The sequence below is a fragment of the Ktedonosporobacter rubrisoli genome (genome assembly GCF_004208415.1).
GTDB classification, from domain to species: Bacteria; Chloroflexota; Ktedonobacteria; order Ktedonobacterales; family Ktedonobacteraceae; genus Ktedonosporobacter; species Ktedonosporobacter rubrisoli.
Genome location: NZ_CP035758.1, coordinates 2619939 through 2644646, shown reverse-complemented (window position 1 = coordinate 2644646; position 24708 = coordinate 2619939). Strand labels below are relative to the sequence as shown.

Sequence of the window (24708 nt, the reverse complement as noted above, 5' to 3'; positions counted from 1 at the left end):
GTGTATCACTACGAACAGGCGAGCGAGCTTGTCACTAAAGGTATAAAGAAATGTATTAATTTCATCCACACATTAGGAGAAGAGGTCTAGCGTCCCTTCATTGTAAAGAAATAACCCTGAAAACCATTTGTTATGAATAAATAGAAGAGAAAGGACTATCGCTCGATGCGTGAAATAGGGCAGATTATACGCGTCCAAATCCAACCACTTCCGATCAAGCATGGTCATCCCCAACGCTATGATCCCGCTCGGCTCCTTGTAGTCGATCGTCTCTGCCTCACCTCTAAGGGCGTCGTGGGGATAACCAGTGCCGATGAAGAGGTAATGGATGTCCACCATGCACAGCATTCCCAGTCGCGCTATCGAGGAAATAACGCGATCTCTATTGGTTTTACCAGCCACTATGACATATTGCGCGCTCAATTTGGTAAGCATATGTTCGATGGCTGCGCTGGAGAAAATATTCTTATCCAAACAGGAGCTTACTACACGCTGGCCGACCTGGGCCAGGCTCTTGCTATTCAGAATGCTTATACTGGCGAATTTGTCTATCTCACCCAACCGGCAGCTACCGAGCCCTGCGTCCTCTTCTGCCGTTTTGCCCTACATCCCTGGTTACCTCACCCCAGAGATCAAATCAAGCGGACGCTACAATTCTTGCGTCATGGCCGTCGTGGCTTCTATGCTCATGTTGCCCCTACAACAGGACAAGAGGTGATTGGGCCAGGAGATCGCGTCTATGTGCTCGAAAACGATGAACTTCTACAGGCCGGTGTGGAGAAGGAAAGGCTGAAAAAACATCCAGTTCCCTCCTGAGTACGGGGTAGATCGACAGAAAAAAACCTCCTTTCCTTCCTCTTTCTGTCTGCATTCCCACTTGACCTACAAGGAGTTCCGCGCTATCCTTTTCCAGGTGGGAGTTGCAGAGGCTTACGCGCCTTCCTATGCAGCTTGAGTACATAGAATTACATAAATTAAAGCGTGAAGCCAGCGAGTAATGTTGTTCATTTCTGCCAGGATGACAGCGATACAAATGAGCTGCTCATCCCGAAAGCCTGATGGTGCAGGATATATCGTGGTGTTTCACCTTTTTTCCCATCAAGCTGCGTCTCCACACCGAAAGAATGTATACTAGATAGAGACATAAATGTGGTTAGCAGAATTGCAAGGAGCCTTTGATGATACAGCAAGAAACATGCTCGCCAGCCCAGACCACTTCCCCCGCGTTTAAGCTGATCATCGTAGTTGAGGATGATGCTGACTTTGGGGCTTGCCTCATCCAGATGATCAGGGAAGAGACTCCCTATCGCGCCATTCATGCGCATGATGCCTTTGAAGCCTTAAGAATGACTGGCCACTTCAAATTCGACCTCTTTCTCCTTGACTATCAACTTCCTGGTATCGATGGCCTTGATCTCTATGATTTGCTACGCTCGACCGAAGGACATGAAAATGTGCCAGCTCTTTTCATAACGGCAAGTTCACGCCTTCCGCAAAAGGAGCTGGAAAAGCGCAAACTACATAGTCTATACAAGCCATTTGAGCTCGACGAGCTGACCCGTACGCTGCGGGAATTGCTAGAACCTCAAGAGGCATAAGCGAATCTCACTTCTTGAGGGAAAGTAGCGAATTTATCGCTGCATGGATAGGCTTATACTCCGCTAATGGTATCTAAAGTTTCTCGCGAGCGAGAAACTTATCAAGGTAACTGGGCAGCGGACGGAATGTTATTTTCTATTTGGTAGCGCTTACCTTGAAGAAAGAGTACTAACCCCAGGCAGGATTTCAGCTGCTGAGGTTAGCTTTGTACCTGACTAGATCTCCCTACTCGCTCAGCCAATCAGGCTTATGAGGTAAAATTTCCAGGGTTTCTCTTTATAGCTCGCTGGCATGCTGAGGAAATAAGCTGCTAAGCGCTTTTGGCAGTCTGAGGCCCATGTTGCCAGACCGTACCACGTCGCTCATACTCTAGAAGGCTTTCTATAGAGATGGCTATTTCTGCTCCAAAGTAGCGCTCAATCAGCCAGAGGGCAAGATCCAATCCGGAAGTTACGCCTCCTGCTGTTACGACATCGCCATCATCGACCACACGCGCATTGATAATTTGAGCCCCGGCTGCGCGCAAGTCCTCTATAGCGAGATGATGGGTCGTTGCCGGGCGCCCGGCAAGCAAACCAGCCTTTGCCAGGAGAAGAGAACCGGTGCAAACCGCACCCATCGTCACGCCAGCTTGTTTAAAGCGAGCCAGGTGCGCAGGTAAGACACCCTGCTCTGCCTCCGCCCAGGCTCCTCTCTCAGCGCGCGACGCCCAACCACCTCCCGGAACTATGAGCACATCCGGCGGGCTCTCTAAGGAGAGCGTTTCGTCTACGCGCACACGCAACCCATGAGCGGCCGTGACTTCCTCGGCACCATCATAAGAGACAAGCCTGACATGCATATCTTGTCTATGCATCGTCACTTGCTGAAATACGCTAAAAGGGGCAAGCGCATCCATTTCCTCGAAGCCCTCAAACAGCACTATTGCGATATCCATTCTTTTCTCCAAATTGTTATTAATTACAATCTTGACAAAATCACTATTGATATGCTATAAATACAATAGTACATACAAGAACATTTGTCAATGATACGCGGCAAAATGAGGGAGGATTTGCATGGATTATCGCTGCTTCGCCTTACAGAAAGACGCCTCTACTCCGCTTTATCGTCAATTAGCAGACCATATTAAACGGGCGGTAAAAGAGGGAGAGTTGCAGCCCGGCGAAAAGTTACCGCCCATTCGCAAGCTAGCAGAGCAGCTAGGCATCAGTCCCATTACTGTCTCGCAATCCTATGATGTCCTGGCCCTCGAAGGCGTAGCCAGCGGCAGTATTGGGCGAGGAACCTTCCTTCTGCCCCGACCGAGCATAACATCTGCCTTCCAGGCAAAGCCGCTTCAGCCAACTTTAGAAGGAAGCCAGCAGCCTCCAGCAAAGCCGCCCGAATGGATGGCAGCGCTCCAACAGCAGCTTCGTCTACCCAGGGCCGCGCTGCTGCAACGCACTTTACAAAATGCAGTGAAGCGCTGGCCTGCCGAAGAGCCGTTGCTGCATTTCTCCAGTGGAAATCCTGATGCCAACCTCTTCTCGCTGGAGCGCTGGCAAGAGGCCATGACCCAGGCGGGCATTTCTTTAAAGCAGGAGGAGGACACCAACAATCTGCAATATGGGGCCAGCGCCCTTGGTGATCCCGCCTTGCGCTCCTTTCTTGCAGCATATATCAGGCGTTACGGTATCTATGTTGATACTGAAAGTATTTTGCTCACCAGCGGCACCCAGCAAGGGCTTGATCTTATAGCACGAAGCTTGCTACAACCTGGGGATAGTGTCTTTGTGGAGGAAATGAGCTATATTTCTGCCCTTGACATTTTTGAGCAGCGCGGTGTGCAGTGGGAGACGATACCGCTTGACGAATACGGTCTGCAAACAGAGGTTCTGGCGCGTAAGTTAGAAGCTACACCTCAAAACCGGCCACGCCTGCTCTATACCATTCCGACAGGTCAGAGTCCAACAGGAGTTAGCTTAGCCCAGGAGCGCCGCCGTCACCTGGCCGAGCTGGCACGCAAACATAACTTGTTAATTATCGAGGATGATGCCTTCAATGAGCTTTACTATCAGGGTGTCACGCCTGCTCCTGCGATCTGGAATTATGAGACAGAGGGACGCGTCATCTATCTAAAAAGTTTCAGCAAAACGATCTTCCCGGCCGTACGGCTTGGCTGCATCGTCGCCGCGCCCGCTCTGCTCTCAGTGCTGGTGCGGCAAAAGCAGATCTTTGATCGTCCAACGCCTATCTCAACAACGCGTACAGTCCTCCACTATTTGAACGCCCTGGCCTACGAGCGCGAGCTTACCCATATTCGCCGAACTTATCATCAGCGGCGCAACGCCCTCCTGACCGCTCTGGAACAGGAGTTGAGCCCCTTCGGCTGCCATTGGAGTATCCCCCAGGCCGGCTTCAATCTTCTGCTCAGCATTCCAGAGCATCTGGATAGCATACAGGTTGTTGAGGAAGCTGCATCGCGTGGATTGGTGCTTGCTCCTGGTCAATTCTTTGCGCCAGTACGTACGCAGCAAAGCAGCAATACGCTCCGCCTGACTTTCGCCGACAAATCGCCGCAGCAGCTTGAAGAAGCAACGCGGCGCCTCGCTGCCGTACTGCAGACACTTGTACAAACAGAAAGGCGCCCTATCCATTCAACTCCGCAATTTACGACCGAGGTCTAAGGATGGCTAGCCAGCCATCCTCCTCCTGTCGGAGCGAGCCAGGGATCTGGATGCAGCACGCCAACACGAGCGGGCTTAGAATTGCGGGGGTCCCTGGCGGATACGCTGGCGCACCTGCTCAAGGGTATGCTGGGGAAGATAGCATTCTAGCCACCAGGTTGCGCCGGCTTCGGCAAAAGAGGCCACCTGGGCCGCATCCCGCGCTTTGTCTGTGCCGCTCGTCAGGCCGCCGGCCACAACATCAAAGGGGGTATCTTGCGTGCGCTGCTCCCTGACATAACCAAGGATCTCACGAAAATCGTTGGGGGTCAGCGCGCGCTCTCGCATGAGGGGAAAGATGCCATCAAACTTAGCTGCCCGGCGCAGGGGCTTTTTGTGCGGCCAGTGGCCGGCAACCCAGATAGGAATGCGAGGCTGTTGCAAAGGTTTGGGCAGAAATTGCGCCTGTGAGAGCTGATAATGCTTGCCTGCATAGCTAAATTTCTCGCCGCTCCACAACTTTGTCAGGACTTCAAGCCCTTCGTCAAGCAGCTCTCCGTGCGCTCGGGCGTCTGTTGTCTCACCAAAGATGCTATATTCGCCGCTGCGGTCAGTTCCCAGCCCAATACCAAAAATCAGGCGGCCACCTGAGAGATGATCTAGCGTGACAGTTTCGCGCGCAACTTTCCAGGGCCGACGACGAGCCAGCGGTGTAACCATTGGGCCAAGCTTGATACGACTGGTTCGCAGGGCAATTGCGCTCATTTGTATCCAGGGATCGGCTATTGCCATAGCTTGTGGTAAATCGGGGAGTTTGTAGTTGATATGGTCCCAGACAAAGAATCCATCCCATCCCATTTCCTCAGCTTCATGGGCCAGCTCGGCTACCAGCAGCGGATCGCTAAGCGCTCCAAAGTGGGGAATATCGATAGCAAATTGCATATGTACGGCTGCTTCCTTTCAGTGTATCCCTACCTTAACAGCTCTCTCATTGACCTCTCAAGCCTTAATGCCTCCCTCGACATCAACGATCGACTTTTACCCGCTTGAGAGCAACTAACTCAAGTATAGCATTTCCCAATGCTGCCGAGAACTGTTGAGCCAATCCTGGCAAGCTCTGGCCTTTAGCTATCTCGTTTGTAAAAGCCGAAAAACCTGCAAGCGCAAGTGCTCAGCGCGCGGCTAACCAGCTAAGTTTGTCTGGATTAAGGACTGCATAGACATGCTGAATCAGCCCACCCTCAATGTCAAGAAGCACTACACCAAAGGGCCGCCCATTCACATATCCCACAATAGCCGGCTGGGCATTGATCTCCTCTATCCGCGTCTCCATATCCACTGCGAGCAGGCGCAACCCACCCAGCATACCACGGGCAACCTTGTCGCGTCCTTTTACCGGTTTTAAGCCTGCACGAACCTTACCATTGCTATCGCCGGTAAAGACAATATCGTCAGCCAGCAACTTGAGTAAGCCTTGCATATCACCGTTATTGCTAGCCTGCATAAACTGGTAAGTGATTCTCTCCTGTTGATCAGGCGAGACCTCAAAGCGCCGCTGCCGCTGCTCCAGATGCTCGCGAGCTCGATGGAGGATCTGTCGGCAGTTAGCCTCGCCCTTGCCAACGATTGTGGCGATTTCGTCATAATTATATTCAAAAACTTCGCGCAACAAGAAGACTGCCCGTTCTAAAGGTGGCAAACTTTCCAGCAGGACCAGAAAAGCAAAAGAGAGGGATTCGGCCAGCAGTGGCGTCTCAATTAGCTCTGGGCGCAGATGTGTGCCCAGAGGCTCGGGCAAATAGGGACCAACATATACTTCGCGGCGCGCCTGGGCTGAGCGCTGAAAGTCAATGCAGAGATGGACAACTACTGTTGATAGATAGGCTCTTGGGGATTTCACTTCCTCTTCGCTGGCCTGCAGCCAGCGCACAAAAGCCTCCTGTACGATATCTTCGGCGTCGGTAGCGCTACCCAGCATGCGATAAGCAATAGAAAAGAGTAGCCAGCGATACTGATTAAATACTTGTGTAGCATCCTCAGAACCTTTCAATTTATCCTCCGTTCTGGCATTTTCCAGCTTCATCACTCTACATAATATTATATAATCAGCTTTCTCAGTTAGCGATAATATAGACATGCGACACTGGCTATAACCAGTGTCGCGCATGTAGAAAGATCAGCGTCATAACGAAGGCTAAGCATTCTCATTTATTCGGCTCATAGCTCCTTTTTCTAGAAGCAGTTGCGCCGCCTGGCGCGCACTGCCCAGGCTTGCATCGATGCCAAATCCCTCGCCGATCCAGTCGCCGGCCAGATAGAGATTAGCCATACCGGGCAATTGCGGCCCGGGGCGGCCCGCATAGCCGCCACTCTTCGCCAGAGGCAACATGCCAAGAGCTTCGATGTGCGGCAAAAAGAAGCGCTTGACCACTACCTCACGCCACCCGGGCTGAGCCGCATCAAGCAAAGCCTCTAGCTCGCGCTCATCCTGATGTGGATCTGTGGTTTGCCGGGGATCAAGCTGCTTGAAAGCATGGATAAGAGCTCCTCCTTGAGGTGCAATGCGCGCATAAAACGACTGCGCCGACATAAAGCAGGGATGCTCAAGGTCTTGAACTACATGATAATGTTCGTTGGGTACGCGGCTCAGGGCAACGTCGAGGCAGGCTAAACGAGCAGGAACCAGGGCCTCAAAAATCTGGCGCAGTTCCGGATATTTGTCGGCATCGACCAACTTTGCCGCATCTCCCGGTTCGGTTGCAATGATCACCGCCGAAGCAGACAACTGATCTCCATTATGCAAACCCACACCCCGTACCTGACCATCTTGATACTCAACGGCCTCGACTCGCTTGCTGCTCACAATACGCGCTCCTGCCTTTTCTGCTACTTCGCGCAATCCCTCTACAAGCGTTTGCCAGCCACCATCAACATAGATCGTAGGATTATTCTTAAGTATCTGCTGTGTTTTCGCGACGAAAAATTCTGCGCTAACCAGATCGAGGGCTGAAGTATAGACCTGGGGAGCGACAAATGAGCCCAGAAATTGCTTCACGCGCGGGCGATGGGCTATGCTATCCAGCCAGGCCTGGGTGCTCGTCCAGCGCAGATCCTGCGCGTTCAGCTTCGGTAAGGCCGCAAACAAACGCCCAAGCTCAAGTTTATCGGCCACATCCAGCACATCTGTGCGCAGCATCGAAAGCGCATCGTATGGCGCTACATGCAACTTGCCTTGCTTTAAAGCAAAAACATGTTTTGGCGTGCCTCCGCTATAGTGAACTCCAAGCTCAGCTAAAACCTGTGTGGCCGCCCCTCCTGTATAGAAAGCGTGGATACCACGATTAAAATGATAGCCTTCATAGTCGCGTGTGGCCGCCCGCCCTCCCAACTCTGCAGCCTTTTCAAACAAGGTCACGCTAACACCAGCCCGCGCCAGATAAGCTGCTGCGCTTAAGCCGGCCAAGCCGCCACCAATAATAACAACATCTGCATGCATAGATTGAGCCTCCATGATAGCCTTCTCCTTATTTTTTAACTATTGAAGAATTTTACGCAAAGCAGACGAGATAAGCCCAAACTTTGTGACAAAAGAGAGCTATGAATGTATTCCCTTACTCAATCTCCAGCGTGTATCAGAAGTAAAAATCGATAAGAATTTGCCGCTAGCTTGCTTAAGGAGAGATCTATGACACATCACACAAACAGCAAAGATGATAGAAAACTTTTGCAAGAAAAGATCAAAGGTATTCGCTTCGCCATGTTGACCACCCAGGAAGCCGATGGCGTATTGCGTAGTCGTCCGATGGTGACTCAGGATGCGGATTTCACAGGTGATTTATGGTTCTTTACCTATACAGATTCTCCCAAGGTGAATCAGATAGAACAAAATCGCCAGGTCAATGTGAGCTATATGCGGTCCGATGATATGACGTTCGTCTCGGTTTCGGGGACAGCACAACTTGTGCAGGATCGTAAAAAAATCAAAGAGTACTGGAAATCTACGTATAAAGCCTGGTTTCCCAACGGAGAGGATGATCCTAACCTTGCCCTGCTCAAGGTTCATGTCGATAGCGCCGAGTACTGGGACGCTCCAGCTGGTAAGATGAGTGGACTCTATGCCGCCATTAAGGGCATAACCGGTAAACCCCAGGATATCGGTGAAGATGTAAAACTTGATATGCGCTAGCTCTTATCGACTCTCTAGTAGAGTCGATACTTAAAGATAAGCCGACGCCCATGATAAAACATAAATTCGCGCCTGCTCGCCGACGCATAAGGATCGAAAAGTCTTAATGTTTTCAGAAATTTTGAAATAATACTTATGTGTGGCGTGTTATAAACTTATACCGATTTGTGGCAAGTTGCAGGTCTGCCACCTCTGCAGCTTTCGCTGATCTGAGGGACCTGGAGACTTGCCAGGTTTGTAATCCAACGGATAGAGAACTTCAATTCAGTTCGAGAGGTATTTCGTTTTCTATGGCCAATTCGCAAACAACTCATCCCTTACAGGTTGGTGTACAGCTCCACCCTCAGCACACCACCTATCAGAGCTTTGCCGAAGCCGTTCAACGTGTAGAGAAAATAGGCGTCGATTCCATCTGGAATTGGGATCATTTCTTTCCACTCTACGGAGATCCCCAGGGCAGCCATTTTGAGGGCTGGACCTTACTAACGGCCATGGCTACGCTCACTACACGTGCTCAGATCGGTTGCCTTGTCAGCTGCAATACCTATCGCAATCCGGCTTTGCTTGCCGATATGGCCAAGACTGTTGATCACATCAGCAACGGCCGCCTGATTCTGGGTATCGGCGCAGGCTGGTTCGAGCGCGACTACAGAGAATACGGCTATGATTTTGGTACGCCTGGCAGTCGGCTGAAGGCGTTGGAGGAGGCAATTCCAACCATTCTCCACCGCTGGGAAGTGGACGCACCAAAACCCGTCAGGTATTCCATTCCTATTCTGATTGGTGGCGGCGGCGAAAAGAAGACACTCTACATTACTGCCAAATATGCTAACATCTGGCATGGCTTTGGTGATGTTGCTACCCTGGCTCACAAGAATCAGGTACTCGATCAGTGGTGCAAAGAAGTTGGGCGCAACCCCAATGAGATTATACGCAGTACCGCTATCAGAACTGATTTCAGCGAACACGAGCTCGACGACAAGGTTGCTACAGGTATTAGCTTCTTTACGTTGGAACTGGATGAGCCCTGGGACTATTCTGCCGTTGAGCGCCTGGTTAAGTGGCGCGATGGCCGGCAGCTGGCAACGCGCTAAAACATTTTCCCCTGGAGCGCCACTTTAGCTATCGTGCAGCCTTATTATGAAACTGCATGATAGCTTCTGGTATCTTTTCTGCCCGCTCGCTTGTTATATTAGCGTGCTTGCTCGTAACTTTCCCCACATAGATCTCTTTATTTATGCATAGTCATATATATGTTCTTCAGAGGCTGCACAATAGGAGTAGCAAGCATGGAAAAATTCCTTCTTGGATCGCTAGATTGGCGTATAGTGCATATATGCTTACGCGCTTAGGGCGAATTTTACAGCACTGGAAGGTGGTAAAGTCTAATGGCTGTCACAAAAACAATTGTTAATCGCAGCAGTCAACAGCTGCGTGTCACTTTTTTAGTGCGCAACGGTGACGATCCCAATACACCCTCAGATCGCAAGGTGAGCGTGGACATACCGGCAGGCGAGATGCAAGAGCACATTCGCTATAGCGATGAGCGCAACCCTTATCTCAATGGAGTGATCATACAGCTACAGGATGCTACCTCTTCAATCCAGCAGGCTCTCTACGTTTTGCAGCGCGGGAAAGCTGGCACAATGGATTATAAGCTTAATACGAATACTATCTTCGAGATTAGCTATAGCGAGAATGAGAACTCTTTCGCCATGGAGGCCCATAATTAGGCGCCACAGGGCCAGACCATAATAAGCAAGGCCTGGCATGGCATAAGTGGCAATATAAAAGCTAGAGCGCTGCGTAGCCTGCCTGTAGGCGCTGCGCAAGCCTCTGCTTCTCCTCGCCGGGCAAGAACGAGGCTTGTATGGCTTGCAGGTTACTCTGCAAGAAATGGGTACGCTCCCAGCCAAAGGTTTGATTGAGCTTTGCATATTCCGCTGAGAGCGTTATTGGCGTCGTAGCGCGCGCATCGGTATTAACGTTTAGCGGCACACCAAGCCGATAGAGCTGATCGATTGGATGATCGGCATAGGTAGCGCATAGACTGGTTTGCAGGTTTGAGGTTGGACAGATTTCGAGATGAATGCGTTCCTGGCGCAATATCTCAACCAGCTTTAGATCTTCGATGCTACGCGCGCCATGCCCGATGCGTGCTGGCTGCAAGCGCTCAAGTGTCTCCCAGACGCTGGCTGGACCGCTGGCCTCGCCAGCATGCGCCGTACGCGCAATAGCATGTTCGACGGCATATTGAAAGGCTGGAGCATGGGCATCCAGAGGGAAGCCTGCTTCATCTCCAGCAATATCAAGGCCCACCACGTGGGTGTCGCGGAAGCGCTCGACAAGTTGCACAGTTTGCATGCTCTGCTCAGGCGAAAAATGGCGCAGCGTGCAGAGAATCAAGCGGGCCTCCACGCCGGTAGCTGCGCTGGCCTCAGCCGTGGCGGCATTGACTACTTCCACTACCTCTTCAACTGAGAGCCCTTGCTCCGTATGCAAAAAAGGGGCAAAACGGATCTCGGCATAGAGAATATTGTCCCTCTGTAACTGGCGCAGCATATCAGTAGCAACCAGGTAGAGATTTTCACGGCTCTGCATGAGGGCTGTACCTTTCTCGGCACGCTTAAGATACTCAACCAGGTCGGTACATTTAGCAGGGGCCGTAAAATCGCGCTCATAGGCGGCCTGGCTGATGGTTGGATCTATCTTATGCACCACGTCATAGCTCACTGAGCAATCAAGGTGCAGGTGCAGCTCAACTTTAGGATAAGTCCTGAAATCCACTTAGAATTTCCTTCTTTCTGCAAGAATGCTCTTACTTCGCTTTTCAGTCTGTAGCGATTAGAAGCTTGCCAAAACTAACAGCGCCTCTTGGCGGGCCATGGATCTATCAATATAGTCCCATGAGAGATGTTAAGCGCCAACTGCGGCCCGCAGTTGCTCCAGGAAGCGCTCGCGCGAGGCCGCGAGCACTACTTCGACGTTGGGCGTATTTCCAGTGGCTCCTAGATGATCAACGATGGTCTGTCCACGGCTCAAGGCACTCTCAGCATCTATTTCTACAAAGAGACGCTTGCTCTCGGCAATGCTTGCGCGATCGAGGGCAACGGCCATGGCAATTGGATCGGGGAGATCAAAGCCCACGAGATGGCTATTTTCGATTGCATAGGTCTGCACAGACTTCTGAATATCAATACAAAATTCAGCTAATGGAGTACCTATACGACGTATGGCCGCAGCCTCCTCAGTATCAAAGGTAGCCCAGATGCGTGAGATGTCCCAACCAACCATGGTAATTGGCATCCCTGAGGAAAAGACGATCTTCGCAGCCTCGGGATCGACCCAGATATTAAACTCAGCCACGGGAGTCACGTTGCCATATCCCTGACCAATCCCACCCATAATTACGCATTCCTTGACCAACCTGGCCAGCGCGGGGTCGAGCAATAGAGCCAGCCCTACGTTAGTAAGCGGTCCCAGGGTCACAAGGGTAATCTCGTGAGGATGTCGACGAATGGTTTCGCGCAATATATCTACCGCATGGCCTGGAGCCGGAACTCTTCCACTCAAGGGTAAACCGATATCGCCCATGCCATCGTGCCCATGGACGTTCTGGGCCGTCTCCAACTGGCGCAAGATAGGAGCTGCCATCCCTTGATAGACAGGCACTCGTTTCTTGCATAGCTCGACAGTATAGAGTGCATTCTGCACCCCTTGCTCCACCGGAACATTGCCAGCCACGACAGTAATAGCTTCCACCTGCACATCTGGCGCCTGCATTGCCATTACTAGCGCAACGGCATCATCAGAGGCTGTATCGGTGTCAATCAAAAAGCGACGCATAGAAATTCCTCCTTTACTTTGCTCTTACCGTTTGTATAGGCTGCTAACATGCTGATCACTCATCCAAGTCGAAGATTGGGCACTTCTATAGAGCTATCATAAAGACAATATGTCTTCTGCATTTGTTTCTTTAAAGCTCATCACCGGTGCTACTTGCGCACTATCCTCTTCATCTTCCCCATAGTTCATCATATATGGCTATAAGAAATATCCTTGTAGGCGGATGCTAGCGTCAAAGCTGGCTCCAGAGAGCTCACGAGGGGGCGCATATTTGCCCTGCTTTAGCCATCTACTAGATGCCTGTAGCATAAGTCATACGTATGACTTGTGTAGAGATAGATTATGCTATGATGACTGGCTCTGTCAAGGCGCGGTTTTCACAATTTCCCCTTCTTATTCAGCACCCACGACGGCTGGCACATTCCCTTGAATCCGCTCCTCATTCTCAGTATTGATGTATTAATCTTAAGCTCTACCAGTGACGCGCTACGCTATGAGAGTAGTGATTATTGGACAAATAAAAATTTCAGCAATAAGCAATCGAGCATAGCTGTCTCTCTTTGGCAAAAAGGATCGTGTCATCTATGGGCATTGCTACCTGCAAGATCGCTGTCTGGATTCACTTTAGCTTTTGCGGCAGATCATTTCCTGTAGATATCAGACAATTTTTTATTATGAAAAGAGCAGCTTTTTCTTCCATTACATGCGCGGCGACGAATCCCGCACACTTTCTTCTCCTCTTTGCGAGGCATGCTAAACACGACCACAATTCCCTGCTCATAAGCCTGGATACTACCCACGGAGGGAACAGATGAAACCAGATCCTATATCCGATAACGATGCCAATCAGGCTTCCCCTCCTGAAAAAACGCGAGAGAAGAGGGACGACGCATCATCTCCTCAGCAGGGAGCAAAACAGGCAAATCAATGGCTCAAACAGATCAGCAGGATTATGCACCCTGGTCCCAGCACGCCACAGGCTCAGCCCCCACCACAGCAAAACCCGGCGGAGCGCTTGCTTCCCATTCAGCCAGACAACCAGGCAGAGCAGGAAATGTCAGAAGATTTGTCGGAACAGGTCGCCCGCTGGCTCAGACGTCTCCTTATTCCGCTGGTTATCCTGGCCTGGACTACTATAGTATTGCTCCTCCTCTGGCTGGCTGGTCACGTGGCAAAGACGATCCTGATGCTTATGATCGCGGCGCTGCTCGCCTATGCGCTCTCTCCAGCCGTCTCCTTATTTGCGCGGGTCATGCCACGCGTGGTGAGCATCCTCCTGGTCTATCTGCTCATCTTAGGAGGCCTTGGCGTACTGCTCTATTTCATCGTGCGTACAGCCATAGAGCAGCTTCTTTCCCTCTCCCAAACGATCCAGACCTTGCTAACGCCAGGTCCCAACGGCCAGCCAGCACCCCTTGAGCTTTTCCTGCAGTCCATCGGCATCACCTCCCAACAGCTCGCAAACCTGCGTGGCCAGGTGGTAGGGCAGCTTGAGGGAATAGCAGGCCAGATTATCCCCATCGTCAGCGGAATTGTCAATGCTATTCTCGACCTTGTTCTGATCGCAGTCTTGAGCATCTATCTCGTACTTGAAGGGGAGAAGCCAACCCACTGGCTGCGGCAGAGTCTTCCCTGGCGTCAGCGCGGCCGCGTCAGCTTTACCGTTGAGACCATGCGCCGCATCGTAGGGGGCTACATTCGCGGCCAGCTTTTCCTCTGCACGCTCATTGGCGTCCTTGTGGGCGTGGGGATGACCTTGTTGGGAGTGCCCTATGGGCTCTTACTTGGCGTGCTGGCTTTTTTGTTAGAGTTTATTCCCATATTGGGAACCATGGTCTCCGGGATCGTCTGCGTACTACTTGCGCTCACCAAAGGCTGGCTGATCGCCCTCATTGTCCTTATCTATTTTGTTGGCGTGCATGTGCTCGAAGGCGACGTGTTGGGGCCGCGCATTGTAGGCAAGACGATCGGGCTCCATCCCATCGTCTCACTTGTTGCCTTGCTTGCCGGCAGCGAGCTCTTTGGCATCTGGGGGGCGCTATTCGCCGCGCCAGTGGCCGGGCTCATGCAGGCGGTATTGATAGCCTTATGGACAGAATGGCAGGCCAATAATCCACAGGAGTTTTCGGCTACAGCACCCGAAACAATGCCTATAAAAGATGAGACAGAAACCTCTTCCCAACAGGATCAGCCTTTGTGACGCTTCCCACAGCTTGGGCTGGACGCTTCTCAGAAGCGCGTCTTCTATCTCTATGGCTCAAGCCGTGGGTTTTATGACGCGGCTCGATAAAGATGGAGCAAAACAAGCGTAAATGTTTCCTGGATTTGGTCGCTAGCAAAAGGCTACGTTTGTTCATAACAGAAAGATGAGTATATCTTATAGAAGAACACACTAGTCTACTCTTGACTTTCAAATGTTTCAATGCGACTATAGAGCTTGCAATCTTCAAAGGATTTATCCTTACTCTTTATATAAAGAAGGAAAATGATGAGCAACCAGGAATCAATGTTTACTCCACCTGAACAATCAGGGCAGCAGCAAGAGCGCATGCACAATACAGATCCACGCGAACAGGCCGGTTCTGCCCAGCAACACTATTACGAGCCGCAGCCCAGCGTTAATCCCTATGCTGAAGACTATCATGGCCAGTACCAGGAATCCCAGGCCTATGAGGACGGGTACCGTGGTTATAGTGGCCCTTATACGCAGCATGAGCAAGGGGAGAAATTGCGCCCAAAACAGCCAGCATTTCAAGGCCAGCGGCGCACCTGGCTTATCATCCTCATCGTTTTTGTATTAGTTGTGAGTGGAGGCATGGGCTCACTGCTAAGCGCCCTGGCTGGCATGCTATCGAGCATAGTAGGCATTGTGATTGTGATTGCTGTGATTGCCGCAGTTTCCACTCGGCCTGTACCGCTGCCCACGCGTACGTTCGATGTCTCTGAACAGCCTGTCTTGCGCATTCATAACGACGCCGGCAACGTACGTATCTGGCGTGGGCAAGCTGAAAAAATAGAAGTGCGCGGGACAAAATACGTCAGTCGGCTCTTTGGAGAGAATGCCACAACGCCACTGGAATATACACAGGTTGATAATGGCCTCAATGTTGATGTTAAGCATTGGAGCTCAAATAGTCTCTTCAATGTGTTCTCGGTGACCCTTGATGTCTATGTTCCTGAATCCTGTACCGTGCAGATAGATAGCAATGCTGGCTCTCTTAACATATCGGGAATCAAAGGGCAGGTGAGGGCCAGAACAAATGCTGGTACCGTCATGGTTGAGCAGGCAGTATTGGCCCCTGGTTCGGAATTGAAGACGAATGCTGGCACGATTACGATGCGCGAAGCTACGCTGGGTGAGCGAACTGATGTCCATACTAACGCCGGTACGATCCATGCCGAGCGCACCCTTCTGCAAGGCAGGGTTACTCTCTTAACCGACGCTGGCACGATCCACTTCGATGGCACCCTAGATCCGCGGGGCAATTATCGTATGAAAACAAGCGCCGGCACGATCCATGTAGTGTTACCCTCAAACTCGTCTTTTATATTAAATGCGCGTACAAGTATGGGCTCGGTTACCAATGAATTCGGTGGCACTGCTGTCGGTGCCGAACCCCAGGCCCAGCTGGATTTAAGCTCCGATCTGGGCACAATCCACGTCCAGCGCCGCTAGCACAACATGGAGCCAGCGCATAGACGACTGGCTCCGCTTCTCTGCTTTTGCAGAAAACTTGATCTTGACCTGGAGCGCACTCCATGTTCTACAATAAAGGACAGATAAAGGGCAACGGCCAGAAAAGCATTTTAACAGCACAAAGGCATTTGCTCGTCACAGGCCGCTAGAATGTTCCTTCATTGGCCTGTTATTTTATCTCCTGGAGGACCGGTCTAGAGTGCTCCTTCTGAAGGATTGATAGTTTTCAGCAGAAAAGAGTTGTGCACTTATGGCGATGAAATTTGGTGTAATTGTACCGCAGGGCTGGCGCATGGATCTCGTAGGGATTAAAGATCCAGTTGAGGCCTATGAAACGATGACGCGGGTTGCCCAGACCGCCGAAGAGGTTGGCTTCGATTCGATCTGGCTTTTCGATCACTTCCATACTGTCCCCACTCCGACCCAGGAAGTCACCTTTGAATGCTGGACCAGTACAGCGGCCCTGGCACGCGATACAAAACGTGTGCGCATTGGGCAGATGGTCTCCTGCAATGGGTATCGCAATCCTGCCCTATTGGCCAAGATTGCCAGCACTGTGGATGTATTGAGCCATGGACGCTTGGATTTTGGCCTGGGCGCTGGTTGGTATGAGCATGAATATAAAGCCTATGGCTACGATTATCCAGATGCGCCTACACGCCTGCGCTATTTACGCGAAGCAGTCCAGGTCATTCTCAAGATGTGGAGCGACGAGGAAGCCTATTTCGAGGGGAAATATTACCAGGTACGCGGCGCCATTAATCAGCCAAAGGGCGTGCAGAAGCCGCATATTCCCCTGCTCATCGGCGGCGGCGGCGAAAGGGTAACGCTTAAGCTTGTCGCGCAGTATGGCGACGCCTGCAACGTTGGCAATCTGGAGCCAGAGGGCATTGCGCGCAAGTTTGAGATCCTGCGCAAACACTGTCAGGAGATTGGGCGCGACTACAACGCGATCCATCGCACAGTTATGCTCAACTGCGCACTTGCGGAGACCGACGACAAGGCTTACGAGAAGGCCTTAGCCAGAGGTCTGTCGCGCAATACAGGCGGCGCCGAGAATCTGCGCACGCGTGCTCTCGTTGGCACCGTCGAGACTATTCGCAAACGTCTGGCCGAGTATGAGCAGGTCGGAGCGCAAGAGATCATTCTTTTCTTCCCCGATTCGCGAGAATTGGAGCCGCTACGCACCTTTGCCGGCGAAATTATTGGCAAATAAAAGTCAGAGGGATGCCCATAGTGCTTATGGACATCCCGCATGTGAGCGGGAAGGATCGGCCAGCATATCTCAATTATGCTACCGAGCTGATCCTTTCTCCATAGCTCTGCTGCTTCTTGAGCGGCTCCCCAATTACCAGGTGCAACCTGTAGTCACCATAGACGAGCAGCTCATTGACCAGCGCATCAAGGCACGCATGGTCAGGCACCATGACTTTTAAGAGATGGCAAGAATCGCCTGCAGTATGATAGCATTCGCAAATTTCCTCACGCCCTTCCACAAAGCGCAGAAAGCTGCGGTGATTCCCTTCACGCTTAGACAAAAATACGTGGATAAATGCTGTCAACATAGGGGACACTTTATTGCTATCGATCTGGGCCGCGTAGCCAACGATGATCCGTTGCTCCTCAAGGCGACGTACACGCTCGGCCACAGACGGGGCCGTCATATGCACGCGCTGAGCAAGTTTGCGCAAAGATAGCCTCCCATCTTCCTGAAGCGCCTGCAGAATGGCCTTATCTACCTCATCTAGCTGCATAAAACAGGTACCCTTTCAAATGTAATCAAGATTGCCCTCAAAAACCTTACAAGCGAAAAGAGACGCCGACTTATTCCCGCTTAGTATGTATGGAGCAAAATCTTTGTCGCCCTTACAATACCATAACAGTTTACTAAAGCCCGCTGCGGGCAAGATATGCATAACGAGAGGAGTTTTCTCCTCCTCTCTTCTCAACTCGGCCCGATCGTGAAGTTGGACCTGTAACAAATTTGGTAGTTAGCTTATTAGCAATAATAGCAAGGAGACAATAGATTATGCAACAAAACGTAGCGCACAGCGCTTTAACGCCTTTCTCCCTGGCCGGGCTCAAGTTAAAAAACCGCGTGGCGGTTGCTCCTATGTCGCGCGTGAGTACGGCTGGTGATGGAGTTGCCACTGAGCAAATGCTTGACTACTATACAGCTTTTGCCCGCGGAAATTTTAGCTTGATTATCACAGAGGGAACCTACATCGATCAAGCTTATAGCCAAAGCTATGCGAATCAGCCAGGCATCGTTACTCCAGAGCAGGTTCAGGCCTGGCGGCACATCGTCGATTCTGTACACGCGGCAGGCGCGCATATCTTTTTGCAGCTCATGCACGCGGGAGCGCTCTCGCAGGGCAATAATTACCGCGCACATACGATCGCACCTTCTGCGGTACAGCCCCAAGGAGAGATGCTATCCGAATATGGCGGTCACGGACCATATGCGCGGCCCCAGGCCATGACAGAACAGGATATCAAGCAAGTAATTGAAGGTTTTGCCAGGGCGGCTGTACAGGCTCGTGCGGCTGGCTTCGATGGCGTGGAGATCCACGGCGCCAATGGCTACCTGATAGATCAATTTATTACCGACTATACCAACCAGCGGACAGATCGCTATGGCGGCTCAACGGAGAAGCGCATTCGCTTTGCGCTTGAGGTTGTGGAGGCCATTCGGAGCGCTACAGGTAAGCACTATCCGGTAGGAATACGTCTCTCGCAAACCAAAGTTAACGACTTTGTGTACCGCTGGCCGGGCGGGCATAAAGATGCCAGCATCATCTTCTCGGCTCTAGCTGGAGTTGGGGTAGCCTACATACATGTTGCCAGCGAAGGGCGCAACTGGACTGAGACGGCTATGCTCGGCAATGGCAGCACGATTACGCAGCTCGCCAGAGAAGTTGCAGGGGTTCCGGTTATTGCCAATGGTGGCATGCACGATCCACAGCAGGCGGAACAAATTCTACGCGATGGACACGCAGATCTTATTGCCCTGGCCCGGGGTGCCCTGGCTAATCCCGACTGGCCGCGCCGCCTGCAAGAAGATAGCCAGCTTGAAGCATTTGAGCACGCAATGATCTCCCCACAGGCAACCCTTGAAAATACCAGGCGCTGGTTGGCTGAGCATAAGGCTATCGCCGGTAGCAAGGGCAAGTAGAACAGCACTGAGCTTATTGCGTAATAAGCTCAATGAGCACTGAAAGGGCAGGCAACCATTCATAGCCCTGGATAACTGTGAGGGATTGCCTGCCGACTAAAATTAGGAATGGGCTTAGAGAGTAGTTACCTCGTTGGCCAGAACCCAGGCCTGACGATGATTAAAGTTGATCTCATACCAGAGCGTCTGGCTGCCATCGCTGGCAACTTCGCGATCTGTATATGCTGAAATGAAAACTGCCTTATCAGGAGCCTCACCAATTTGGTCGCCCTTCCAGTCCTGCTCCGTCGCCGCTGGCCGACCATAGATTGGTAATACACTAGCATTATTCTGGTGCAGCACGACAGGCTGGCCCAGTCCGAAGCCTTCTAGCACACCATCTCTTGGAGCCGCCAACCAGGCCTCTTTAGCATGAGCATATTGTCCCTGAGGTCCCTGCGTGCTCGCCTGATCTTCTGTGCCATACCAGATTTTATACATCATCATCCCACTGCCCGCCTCATCAGGTTTTTTGTCGGTATAGTAATAGCTAATCAGGCTCTCAACAGTATCAGTTTCGTTCCACTCTGTCGGCTTATCCGGTTGATGCGGAATCAAGTCAGATTTGGTACTGGGCTCAGTATAGAGATAAAAGAAGTTAAAATTGTCTTTTGTCTCGGTTCCATGAGGTCCCAATGGTCGCCGTCCAGACGGAGGAATAAGCGTCACAAAGCCCTGACGTGTTCTTTTGGCTAAAGGAGAAAAGAGTTCTCCAAGAGTAAGCTTAGCATAATATTCCCACAGCCAGTACGGACCCGGATCGACGTGATTGGGGGCAACTTGCAGGTTAGGAGACGGAATAGTGCCATGAGACACGATATGGTCATGGTCAAAGGGAATATGATACTTCTCTATGAGAAAAGCTACTAGCTTGGCCGAGGCAAGATATTCGGCCGCGTTATACCACAAATAGCCATCTTTATCATAACCAGCATGTTCGATCCCGATAGAATGCTGATTATACCAGAAATTGCCCGCCTGAAAGGCGATATCCTCATGGCGCACTGCCTGATAAACCGTGCCATCGGTATCAATAATATAGTGTGCGCTTACGGCAAAGGTTGGGTCCTGGAAAGTTGCCAGGGCGGAAAGAGCACTTCCTTCGACATCGTGAATTACAATATGGGTAATTGGCAAATCCGTGGGCCGATTGGCCGAATCGTAATTGCAGGGCTGATTATCTGCGACTTTATTGCAATCATATTTCTGTGGATCGAGAATGCAATTGATGGCTGGCCCATATTCGGCTCCTTGTTGCTGGCAGCCAGTAGGCAAGGCGTCGCGTGGAGCGATATAGGTTTGACGATGAGGAGTTACCGCCTGCGCTTGCAAAGAGACGGTCGCGCCCTGATCGGTTGTGGCCGTAAAGCCGTTCTGGATCAGCTTATAGACAGCATCGGCATACATAGTAGCTGTCGAGGAGACTGTAGCGTTGCTGTAAGCTGCAACAGCACCGTACCAATCGGCAAGATTGGTCGGTAAGCTATGCGAGCTTGAGGCTTTTTGCGCATCCTCACGCAAGATCCAGGCTCCGGCTCTGATATTCGTCGCAAAATCGCTCTTGATCTGCTCCTGGCTAACATGCATAAGCTGGGCAGCATGATCGAGAGTATTGATCTGCCTTCGGGTAAAATGGTGTGTACAGGGAAGCCCGGCATTGGAGAGTTGAGCCTGGCAGCCATCGGCATCGGTATGTACGAGATTCATACAGCCATACCCATCACCTATATTTGGGCTTCCACTATGCATATGCATATGCCCTTCCATCTGACAGATGGCTTTAAGCAGATCGCTTGGCACCCCGGTCTCCTGCGAGGCCTGGGCAAATACTTGCTCCGCATCCCCTGAGGGTGCTGCGTGGGCTCGTCCTGCCACATTCCACACACCAAGAGCACTTAACAAAAGCAGTGCACCAACAGAGGCAAACAATATAACAGGTTTCACAGTTTTTAACACTACAAAAACTCTTCGCATCAAGTTATTTTCCCTTCTTCCTGGGATAATATTTTCAAACCACTTCCCTGCAGCTGCTACTATAGCTAACCATTTTAGCGCTAAAAATTACACATTCGCGAGAAAAGTACTAATTCTCTACCTTCGCTCATAGTAATAAAAGCGCATCTGTCTTAATTCATTGTTCTAAAAACATAGAAACAATAAATTATTGTGTGCCTATCAATTCAGCTACATGTATGTTCAAGTTGATTTCCTTCCTTTACTGATATTCTGTCCAGGGTTACACTGTCAGCTACATGCATGTTCAAGTTGATTTCCTTCCTTTACTGATATTCTTTAATATGTGGGTCGTTAGCAAACATTTTGCTCCTATTGCTAAGCGTGGAAGCGAAAAATCAGCTCTTGTCTGAGAGGCCTGAGCATATACTTGCTCCGCATTCCCTGGGGTGCTGCGTGGACTCGTCCTGCCCATTCCACACACCAAGAGCACTTTAACATCAGGCATCCATAGCAATCTCAGCTATTTCGCCCTTCAAACGTCTGTGGGCAAGCTGAAAATGCCAGTAATGAAAACGTGCAGCTGTGGCTTGAGCTGGGCACAAAGGACCGGGGAAGGCTTGAGGGACAACAGAAGAACACTGAGAGGAAGAGCGTATTCAATTGATAGGGCAATCATCACCGTTGCACATTAGCTAATCTCTACCTCTAGCGCTTTTCTCACGGCTCTGCTGCTGTTTTTGCTGGATCGCCTCCCAACGATGGATGGAATACCCAACAACGAGGACATATGTGCTTCTTGCCAGAAACAAAAAGTTCTCTTTGAAGGCCTTTAGAAGCAATAACGTTTTAGGAAGATGTATAACAGCAGGCCTCCCTTCTATTGTTCAATGCTAGAACTATACTCAAAAGCCATGAGCCAATCGCCAGGTCAGTGCTTGCCCATTCGAGAGCAGCTTGGCCGACCCAGGCCACGACATTTCCCTCAGGGCTCACTCGTTGTGAACACTGCTTTAGGAGAAACAGGAAAAGCCTGGCGAGATATCAACCAACCGCACATTACAATTACTGTTTGATTGGCCCATAGCTCAGGTGCAGTAAGCCTGTTTTGTAAGCTTTGCAGTCAAGCAATTGAAGCTTAGCCTGATCCCCTTCTGGAAAGAGGCGCTTGCCCTTCCCCAGCACCAGGGGGACTATACTTAAATAATACTCATCGATGAGATCGTGCTGGGCAAGCAGACGAACCAGATCCGCACTCCCGTTGATCAGCAGATATTCCCCAGGTTGCGCTTTGAGCTTTGCCACCTCTTCGACGATATTCCCAGAGATGATATGAGAATTGTTCCAGGTGACCTCCTTAAGGGTACCGGAGACCACATATTTGGGTAGGATATTAAAGAGTTCAGCCATTGCACTATTTCTGTTAGCCCAGGTGGTTAATTCCAGGTAGGTCTTACGTCCGAAGAGAAAGGCGTCAGTCTCAAGCAGAGTGTTGATGACATCAACCTCAATCTCTTGATCTAAATAGGGAAATATCCACTGATTGCAGGCTTCCATGACCCCATCCAGGGTTACAATTTCAGCTGCACGTATTTTCAAATTGACTTCCTCCCTTAACCGATATTTTGTATGTGTGGATCGTTAGCAAACATTTTGCTCCTATTGCTAAGCATGGAAGCGAAAAATCAGCTCTCGTCTGAAGGTATTTCCCTGCGTTCAAGTGAGAGGCGCTTCAAGCTCATCCAATCAAGCTTGTCCAGCACGCTATAGAGGGCTGCCTGATCAGAAAGAACACCAGAGAGACGCGAAGTGCCTCCTTCTTCATGCACAATCTGTAAATTCTCCAGCCACACCTGCCATGAGGGATCAAGATATCCCTGGATGCGAATTGAAACGTGCATCAATATACCTCCTGGCGGTATCCGTCCGTACTTATAGCAGTTCAAACTCCACTACGTAATGCAGCACTTTTTCTTCTCGTTCGAGCAAAAACTCTGCATCCTTGCTATAATAGACAGCCCGCTCGCAGTCATCACCGGCAAAGGCGCGAATAGCGTCATACGACTCCCAGAAGGAGAGAACGAGAAACTCGGTTTTGTCCCCAAACGTGCGTTGACATATCTGCACTCCCCGATTCCCGACAACGGCGAGGTAATCTTTCACCGCAGTTTCTAACAAATAGTCAAGATACTCCAATGCTCGCGCGGCCGTGATTACGCCCCGCCAGCTTCTGACAATCATCGTGATAGCTTCCTTTCATCTCACACATTTTCAGGCATGCTGTGTATCTATAGCTCGTTCTTGTGGCCGAGTGGTTTCTGCTTGGAATAATTTTGAAAGCAGTATAACGTGGCTGATAAGAAGAGACATCACCGGAGTTCGTGATATTTCGGGTGATTATTCCAGATAACCCACATGGCAGCAAATCTTCTACAGATTACCCAACAGCACGGGCAACACAGCACCCTCTTCAAGCGTTCAGGGTTCGATAGCGCAAGCAGGCTGACCCTTCACGTTCCTGGCGTCGTGGCCTGGCGGGAAAACTCACTGGTTAGAGGAGATGGAGCTGCGCGGCTCTTACCACAGCCAACCGCTGTTCCTCCTGCCCGAAAGCCGCAAGGATACGCGGGATATAGGGCCTGAAAAGGAGCATCTCATCAGCATGGGGGCCTGGTCGGGTGACGTCTGCAAAGAAATTTATGTTCTGGATGTAGTGAGTAAGAAAAAGCCTATCCAGGTCAGCTTGTAGCCTGGACAGGCTTTATTGGGTACACTTAGCATAAGCTCAGGAGAAGCTTAGCGTGATATCGCCTAGCTGGCTGAAGGAGGCCTGGAAGGTGTCACCAGAGGCAACCGAGACGGCGGCGCACATCGCTCCGGGCAATATCAATTGTCCGGCAAGCAGGCTGACCTCAAACTCCGCCAGCTTATTTGCCAGCCAGGCCACGGCGGCCGCAGGATGACCCAGCACAGCCGAGCCTACACCTTCTTCAACCGTTGCTCCGTTGCACTTGAGTGTGACGTGGATATTGCTCAGATCCAGGCCGTCAAGGGCAACGATCTGTTCGCTGGCGATCACACGAGCCGAGGATGCATTATCGGCGATGGTATCGACAAGCTTGATGCGCCAGTTGGCAATCCGGCTATCAACCAGCTCAAACGAGGCGCTTACTCCACGCGTGGCGCGCAAGACATGCTCAACCGTGATACCCGGTCCACGAAGATCTTCGGCCAGCCAGAAGGCGATCTCCGGCTCTATACGCGGCTGAATCAGTTCGGCGAGGGCAATCGTACTGCCCGGCTGCACAACCATTGTGTTCAACAAAAATCCATAATCGGGCTGATCCACGCCCAATTGTTGCTGCATAGCTTTGCTCGTGAGGCCAATTTTGCGCCCGACAATACTACCACCCTCAGCCTGTTTGAGGCTTAGCCAGGCCTGCTGAATGGCATAAGCCTGGGCGCTGCTTAAAGCTGGATACACCTCACTGAAAGGTTGAAGAGGCGCTTGAGCACGTTCGGCGCGCTGCAGGGACATAGCCAGATCCTGGATGGGAAGATCCAT

Annotated in this window: 23 protein-coding genes; 11 read left to right on the top strand and 12 right to left on the bottom strand. The window is 51.1% G+C overall.

Annotated features, from left to right (window positions below):
• Positions 1-165: 165 nt before the first annotated feature.
• The gene (locus tag EPA93_RS12110; protein WP_129887746.1) at positions 166-816 is read left to right on the top strand and encodes an MOSC domain-containing protein; all 651 of its coding nucleotides are present in this window, start codon (positions 166-168) and stop codon (positions 814-816) included.
• 362 nt (positions 817-1178) lie between these two features.
• Complete coding sequence (locus EPA93_RS12105) at positions 1179-1598, top strand: response regulator (RefSeq protein ID WP_129887744.1); 420 nt, start codon at positions 1179-1181, stop codon at positions 1596-1598.
• A 311-nt stretch (positions 1599-1909) separates the two neighbouring features.
• Here EPA93_RS12105 and EPA93_RS12100 read toward each other — a convergent pair whose 3' ends face one another.
• The gene (locus EPA93_RS12100; RefSeq protein ID WP_129887742.1) at positions 1910-2536 is read right to left on the bottom strand and encodes a DJ-1/PfpI family protein; all 627 of its coding nucleotides are present in this window, start codon (positions 2534-2536) and stop codon (positions 1910-1912) included.
• Between the two features lie 121 nt (positions 2537-2657).
• Here EPA93_RS12100 and EPA93_RS12095 point away from each other — a divergent pair, with 121 nt between their 5' ends.
• Complete coding sequence (locus EPA93_RS12095) at positions 2658-4268, top strand: aminotransferase-like domain-containing protein (RefSeq protein ID WP_129887740.1); 1611 nt, start codon at positions 2658-2660, stop codon at positions 4266-4268.
• 75 nt (positions 4269-4343) lie between these two features.
• Here the strand turns inward: EPA93_RS12095 and EPA93_RS12090 are convergent, their stop codons facing one another.
• The 3 genes from EPA93_RS12090 to EPA93_RS12080 form a co-directional block, all read right to left on the bottom strand.
• Positions 4344-5189, bottom strand: a complete 846-nt coding sequence (locus EPA93_RS12090) for an LLM class flavin-dependent oxidoreductase (RefSeq protein WP_129887738.1) — start codon at positions 5187-5189, stop codon at positions 4344-4346.
• A 229-nt stretch (positions 5190-5418) separates the two neighbouring features.
• The gene (locus tag EPA93_RS12085; protein WP_242527390.1) at positions 5419-6297 is read right to left on the bottom strand and encodes an RNA polymerase sigma-70 factor; all 879 of its coding nucleotides are present in this window, start codon (positions 6295-6297) and stop codon (positions 5419-5421) included.
• A 144-nt stretch (positions 6298-6441) separates the two neighbouring features.
• Entirely contained in the window at positions 6442-7758 is a 1317-nt protein-coding gene (locus tag EPA93_RS12080; protein ID WP_129887734.1) for a phytoene desaturase family protein, read from the bottom strand.
• Positions 7759-7932: 174 nt separating this feature from the next.
• Here EPA93_RS12080 and EPA93_RS12075 point away from each other — a divergent pair, with 174 nt between their 5' ends.
• From EPA93_RS12075 to EPA93_RS12065, 3 genes are all read left to right on the top strand, one after another.
• Complete coding sequence (locus EPA93_RS12075; protein ID WP_129887731.1) at positions 7933-8433, top strand: pyridoxamine 5'-phosphate oxidase family protein; 501 nt, start codon at positions 7933-7935, stop codon at positions 8431-8433.
• A gap of 290 nt (positions 8434-8723) precedes the next feature.
• Positions 8724-9527 carry an LLM class F420-dependent oxidoreductase gene (locus EPA93_RS12070; RefSeq protein ID WP_129887729.1) on the top strand — a complete coding sequence of 268 codons (804 nt, stop codon included), beginning with the start codon at positions 8724-8726 and terminating at the stop codon, positions 9525-9527.
• Positions 9528-9821: 294 nt separating this feature from the next.
• Entirely contained in the window at positions 9822-10166 is a 345-nt protein-coding gene (locus EPA93_RS12065; RefSeq protein ID WP_129887727.1) for a hypothetical protein, read from the top strand.
• A 61-nt stretch (positions 10167-10227) separates the two neighbouring features.
• On the opposite strand, the gene add is transcribed toward EPA93_RS12065, so the two are convergent.
• A complete protein-coding gene (gene add, locus EPA93_RS12060) occupies positions 10228-11220 on the bottom strand; it encodes an adenosine deaminase (protein ID WP_129887725.1) in 993 nt (330 codons plus the stop codon).
• Between the two features lie 129 nt (positions 11221-11349).
• Positions 11350-12279 carry a nucleoside hydrolase gene (locus EPA93_RS12055; protein ID WP_129887723.1) on the bottom strand — a complete coding sequence of 310 codons (930 nt, stop codon included), beginning with the start codon at positions 12277-12279 and terminating at the stop codon, positions 11350-11352.
• A gap of 811 nt (positions 12280-13090) precedes the next feature.
• Here EPA93_RS12055 and EPA93_RS12050 point away from each other — a divergent pair.
• The 3 genes from EPA93_RS12050 (at position 13091) to EPA93_RS12040 (ending at position 17192) form a co-directional block, all read left to right on the top strand.
• Positions 13091-14479 (top strand): AI-2E family transporter, encoded by a 1389-nt coding sequence (locus EPA93_RS12050; protein WP_129887721.1) that lies wholly within the window; start codon positions 13091-13093, stop codon positions 14477-14479.
• 285 nt (positions 14480-14764) lie between these two features.
• Positions 14765-15955 (top strand): DUF4097 family beta strand repeat-containing protein, encoded by a 1191-nt coding sequence (locus tag EPA93_RS12045; protein WP_129887719.1) that lies wholly within the window; start codon positions 14765-14767, stop codon positions 15953-15955.
• 271 nt (positions 15956-16226) lie between these two features.
• Complete coding sequence (locus tag EPA93_RS12040; protein WP_129887717.1) at positions 16227-17192, top strand: LLM class F420-dependent oxidoreductase; 966 nt, start codon at positions 16227-16229, stop codon at positions 17190-17192.
• Positions 17193-17265: 73 nt separating this feature from the next.
• On the opposite strand, the gene EPA93_RS12035 is transcribed toward EPA93_RS12040, so the two are convergent.
• Positions 17266-17730, bottom strand: a complete 465-nt coding sequence (locus tag EPA93_RS12035) for an Lrp/AsnC family transcriptional regulator (protein WP_129887715.1) — start codon at positions 17728-17730, stop codon at positions 17266-17268.
• A 275-nt stretch (positions 17731-18005) separates the two neighbouring features.
• Between EPA93_RS12035 and EPA93_RS12030 the strand changes: the two genes are divergently transcribed.
• Positions 18006-19151: an oxidoreductase gene (locus EPA93_RS12030; RefSeq protein ID WP_129887713.1), complete on the top strand. Its 1146-nt coding sequence runs from the start codon at positions 18006-18008 to the stop codon at positions 19149-19151.
• 114 nt (positions 19152-19265) lie between these two features.
• On the opposite strand, the gene EPA93_RS12025 is transcribed toward EPA93_RS12030, so the two are convergent.
• The 4 genes from EPA93_RS12025 to EPA93_RS12010 form a co-directional block, all read right to left on the bottom strand.
• Positions 19266-21164: an N-acetylmuramoyl-L-alanine amidase gene (locus tag EPA93_RS12025; RefSeq protein ID WP_129887711.1), complete on the bottom strand. Its 1899-nt coding sequence runs from the start codon at positions 21162-21164 to the stop codon at positions 19266-19268.
• 1044 nt (positions 21165-22208) lie between these two features.
• A complete protein-coding gene (locus EPA93_RS12020; protein WP_129887709.1) occupies positions 22209-22742 on the bottom strand; it encodes a dihydrofolate reductase family protein in 534 nt (177 codons plus the stop codon).
• Between the two features lie 86 nt (positions 22743-22828).
• Positions 22829-23044, bottom strand: coding sequence for a hypothetical protein (locus EPA93_RS12015; protein ID WP_129887707.1), 216 nt, complete (start codon positions 23042-23044; stop codon positions 22829-22831).
• Positions 23045-23075: 31 nt separating this feature from the next.
• Positions 23076-23384 carry a hypothetical protein gene (locus tag EPA93_RS12010; RefSeq protein ID WP_129887705.1) on the bottom strand — a complete coding sequence of 103 codons (309 nt, stop codon included), beginning with the start codon at positions 23382-23384 and terminating at the stop codon, positions 23076-23078.
• 174 nt (positions 23385-23558) lie between these two features.
• Between EPA93_RS12010 and EPA93_RS12005 the strand changes: the two genes are divergently transcribed.
• Complete coding sequence (locus tag EPA93_RS12005) at positions 23559-23786, top strand: hypothetical protein (RefSeq protein ID WP_129887703.1); 228 nt, start codon at positions 23559-23561, stop codon at positions 23784-23786.
• A gap of 142 nt (positions 23787-23928) precedes the next feature.
• Here EPA93_RS12005 and EPA93_RS12000 read toward each other — a convergent pair whose 3' ends face one another.
• On the bottom strand, positions 23929-24708 hold the full coding sequence (locus EPA93_RS12000) for a 2-keto-4-pentenoate hydratase (RefSeq protein WP_129887701.1): 780 nt from the start codon (positions 24706-24708) through the stop codon (positions 23929-23931).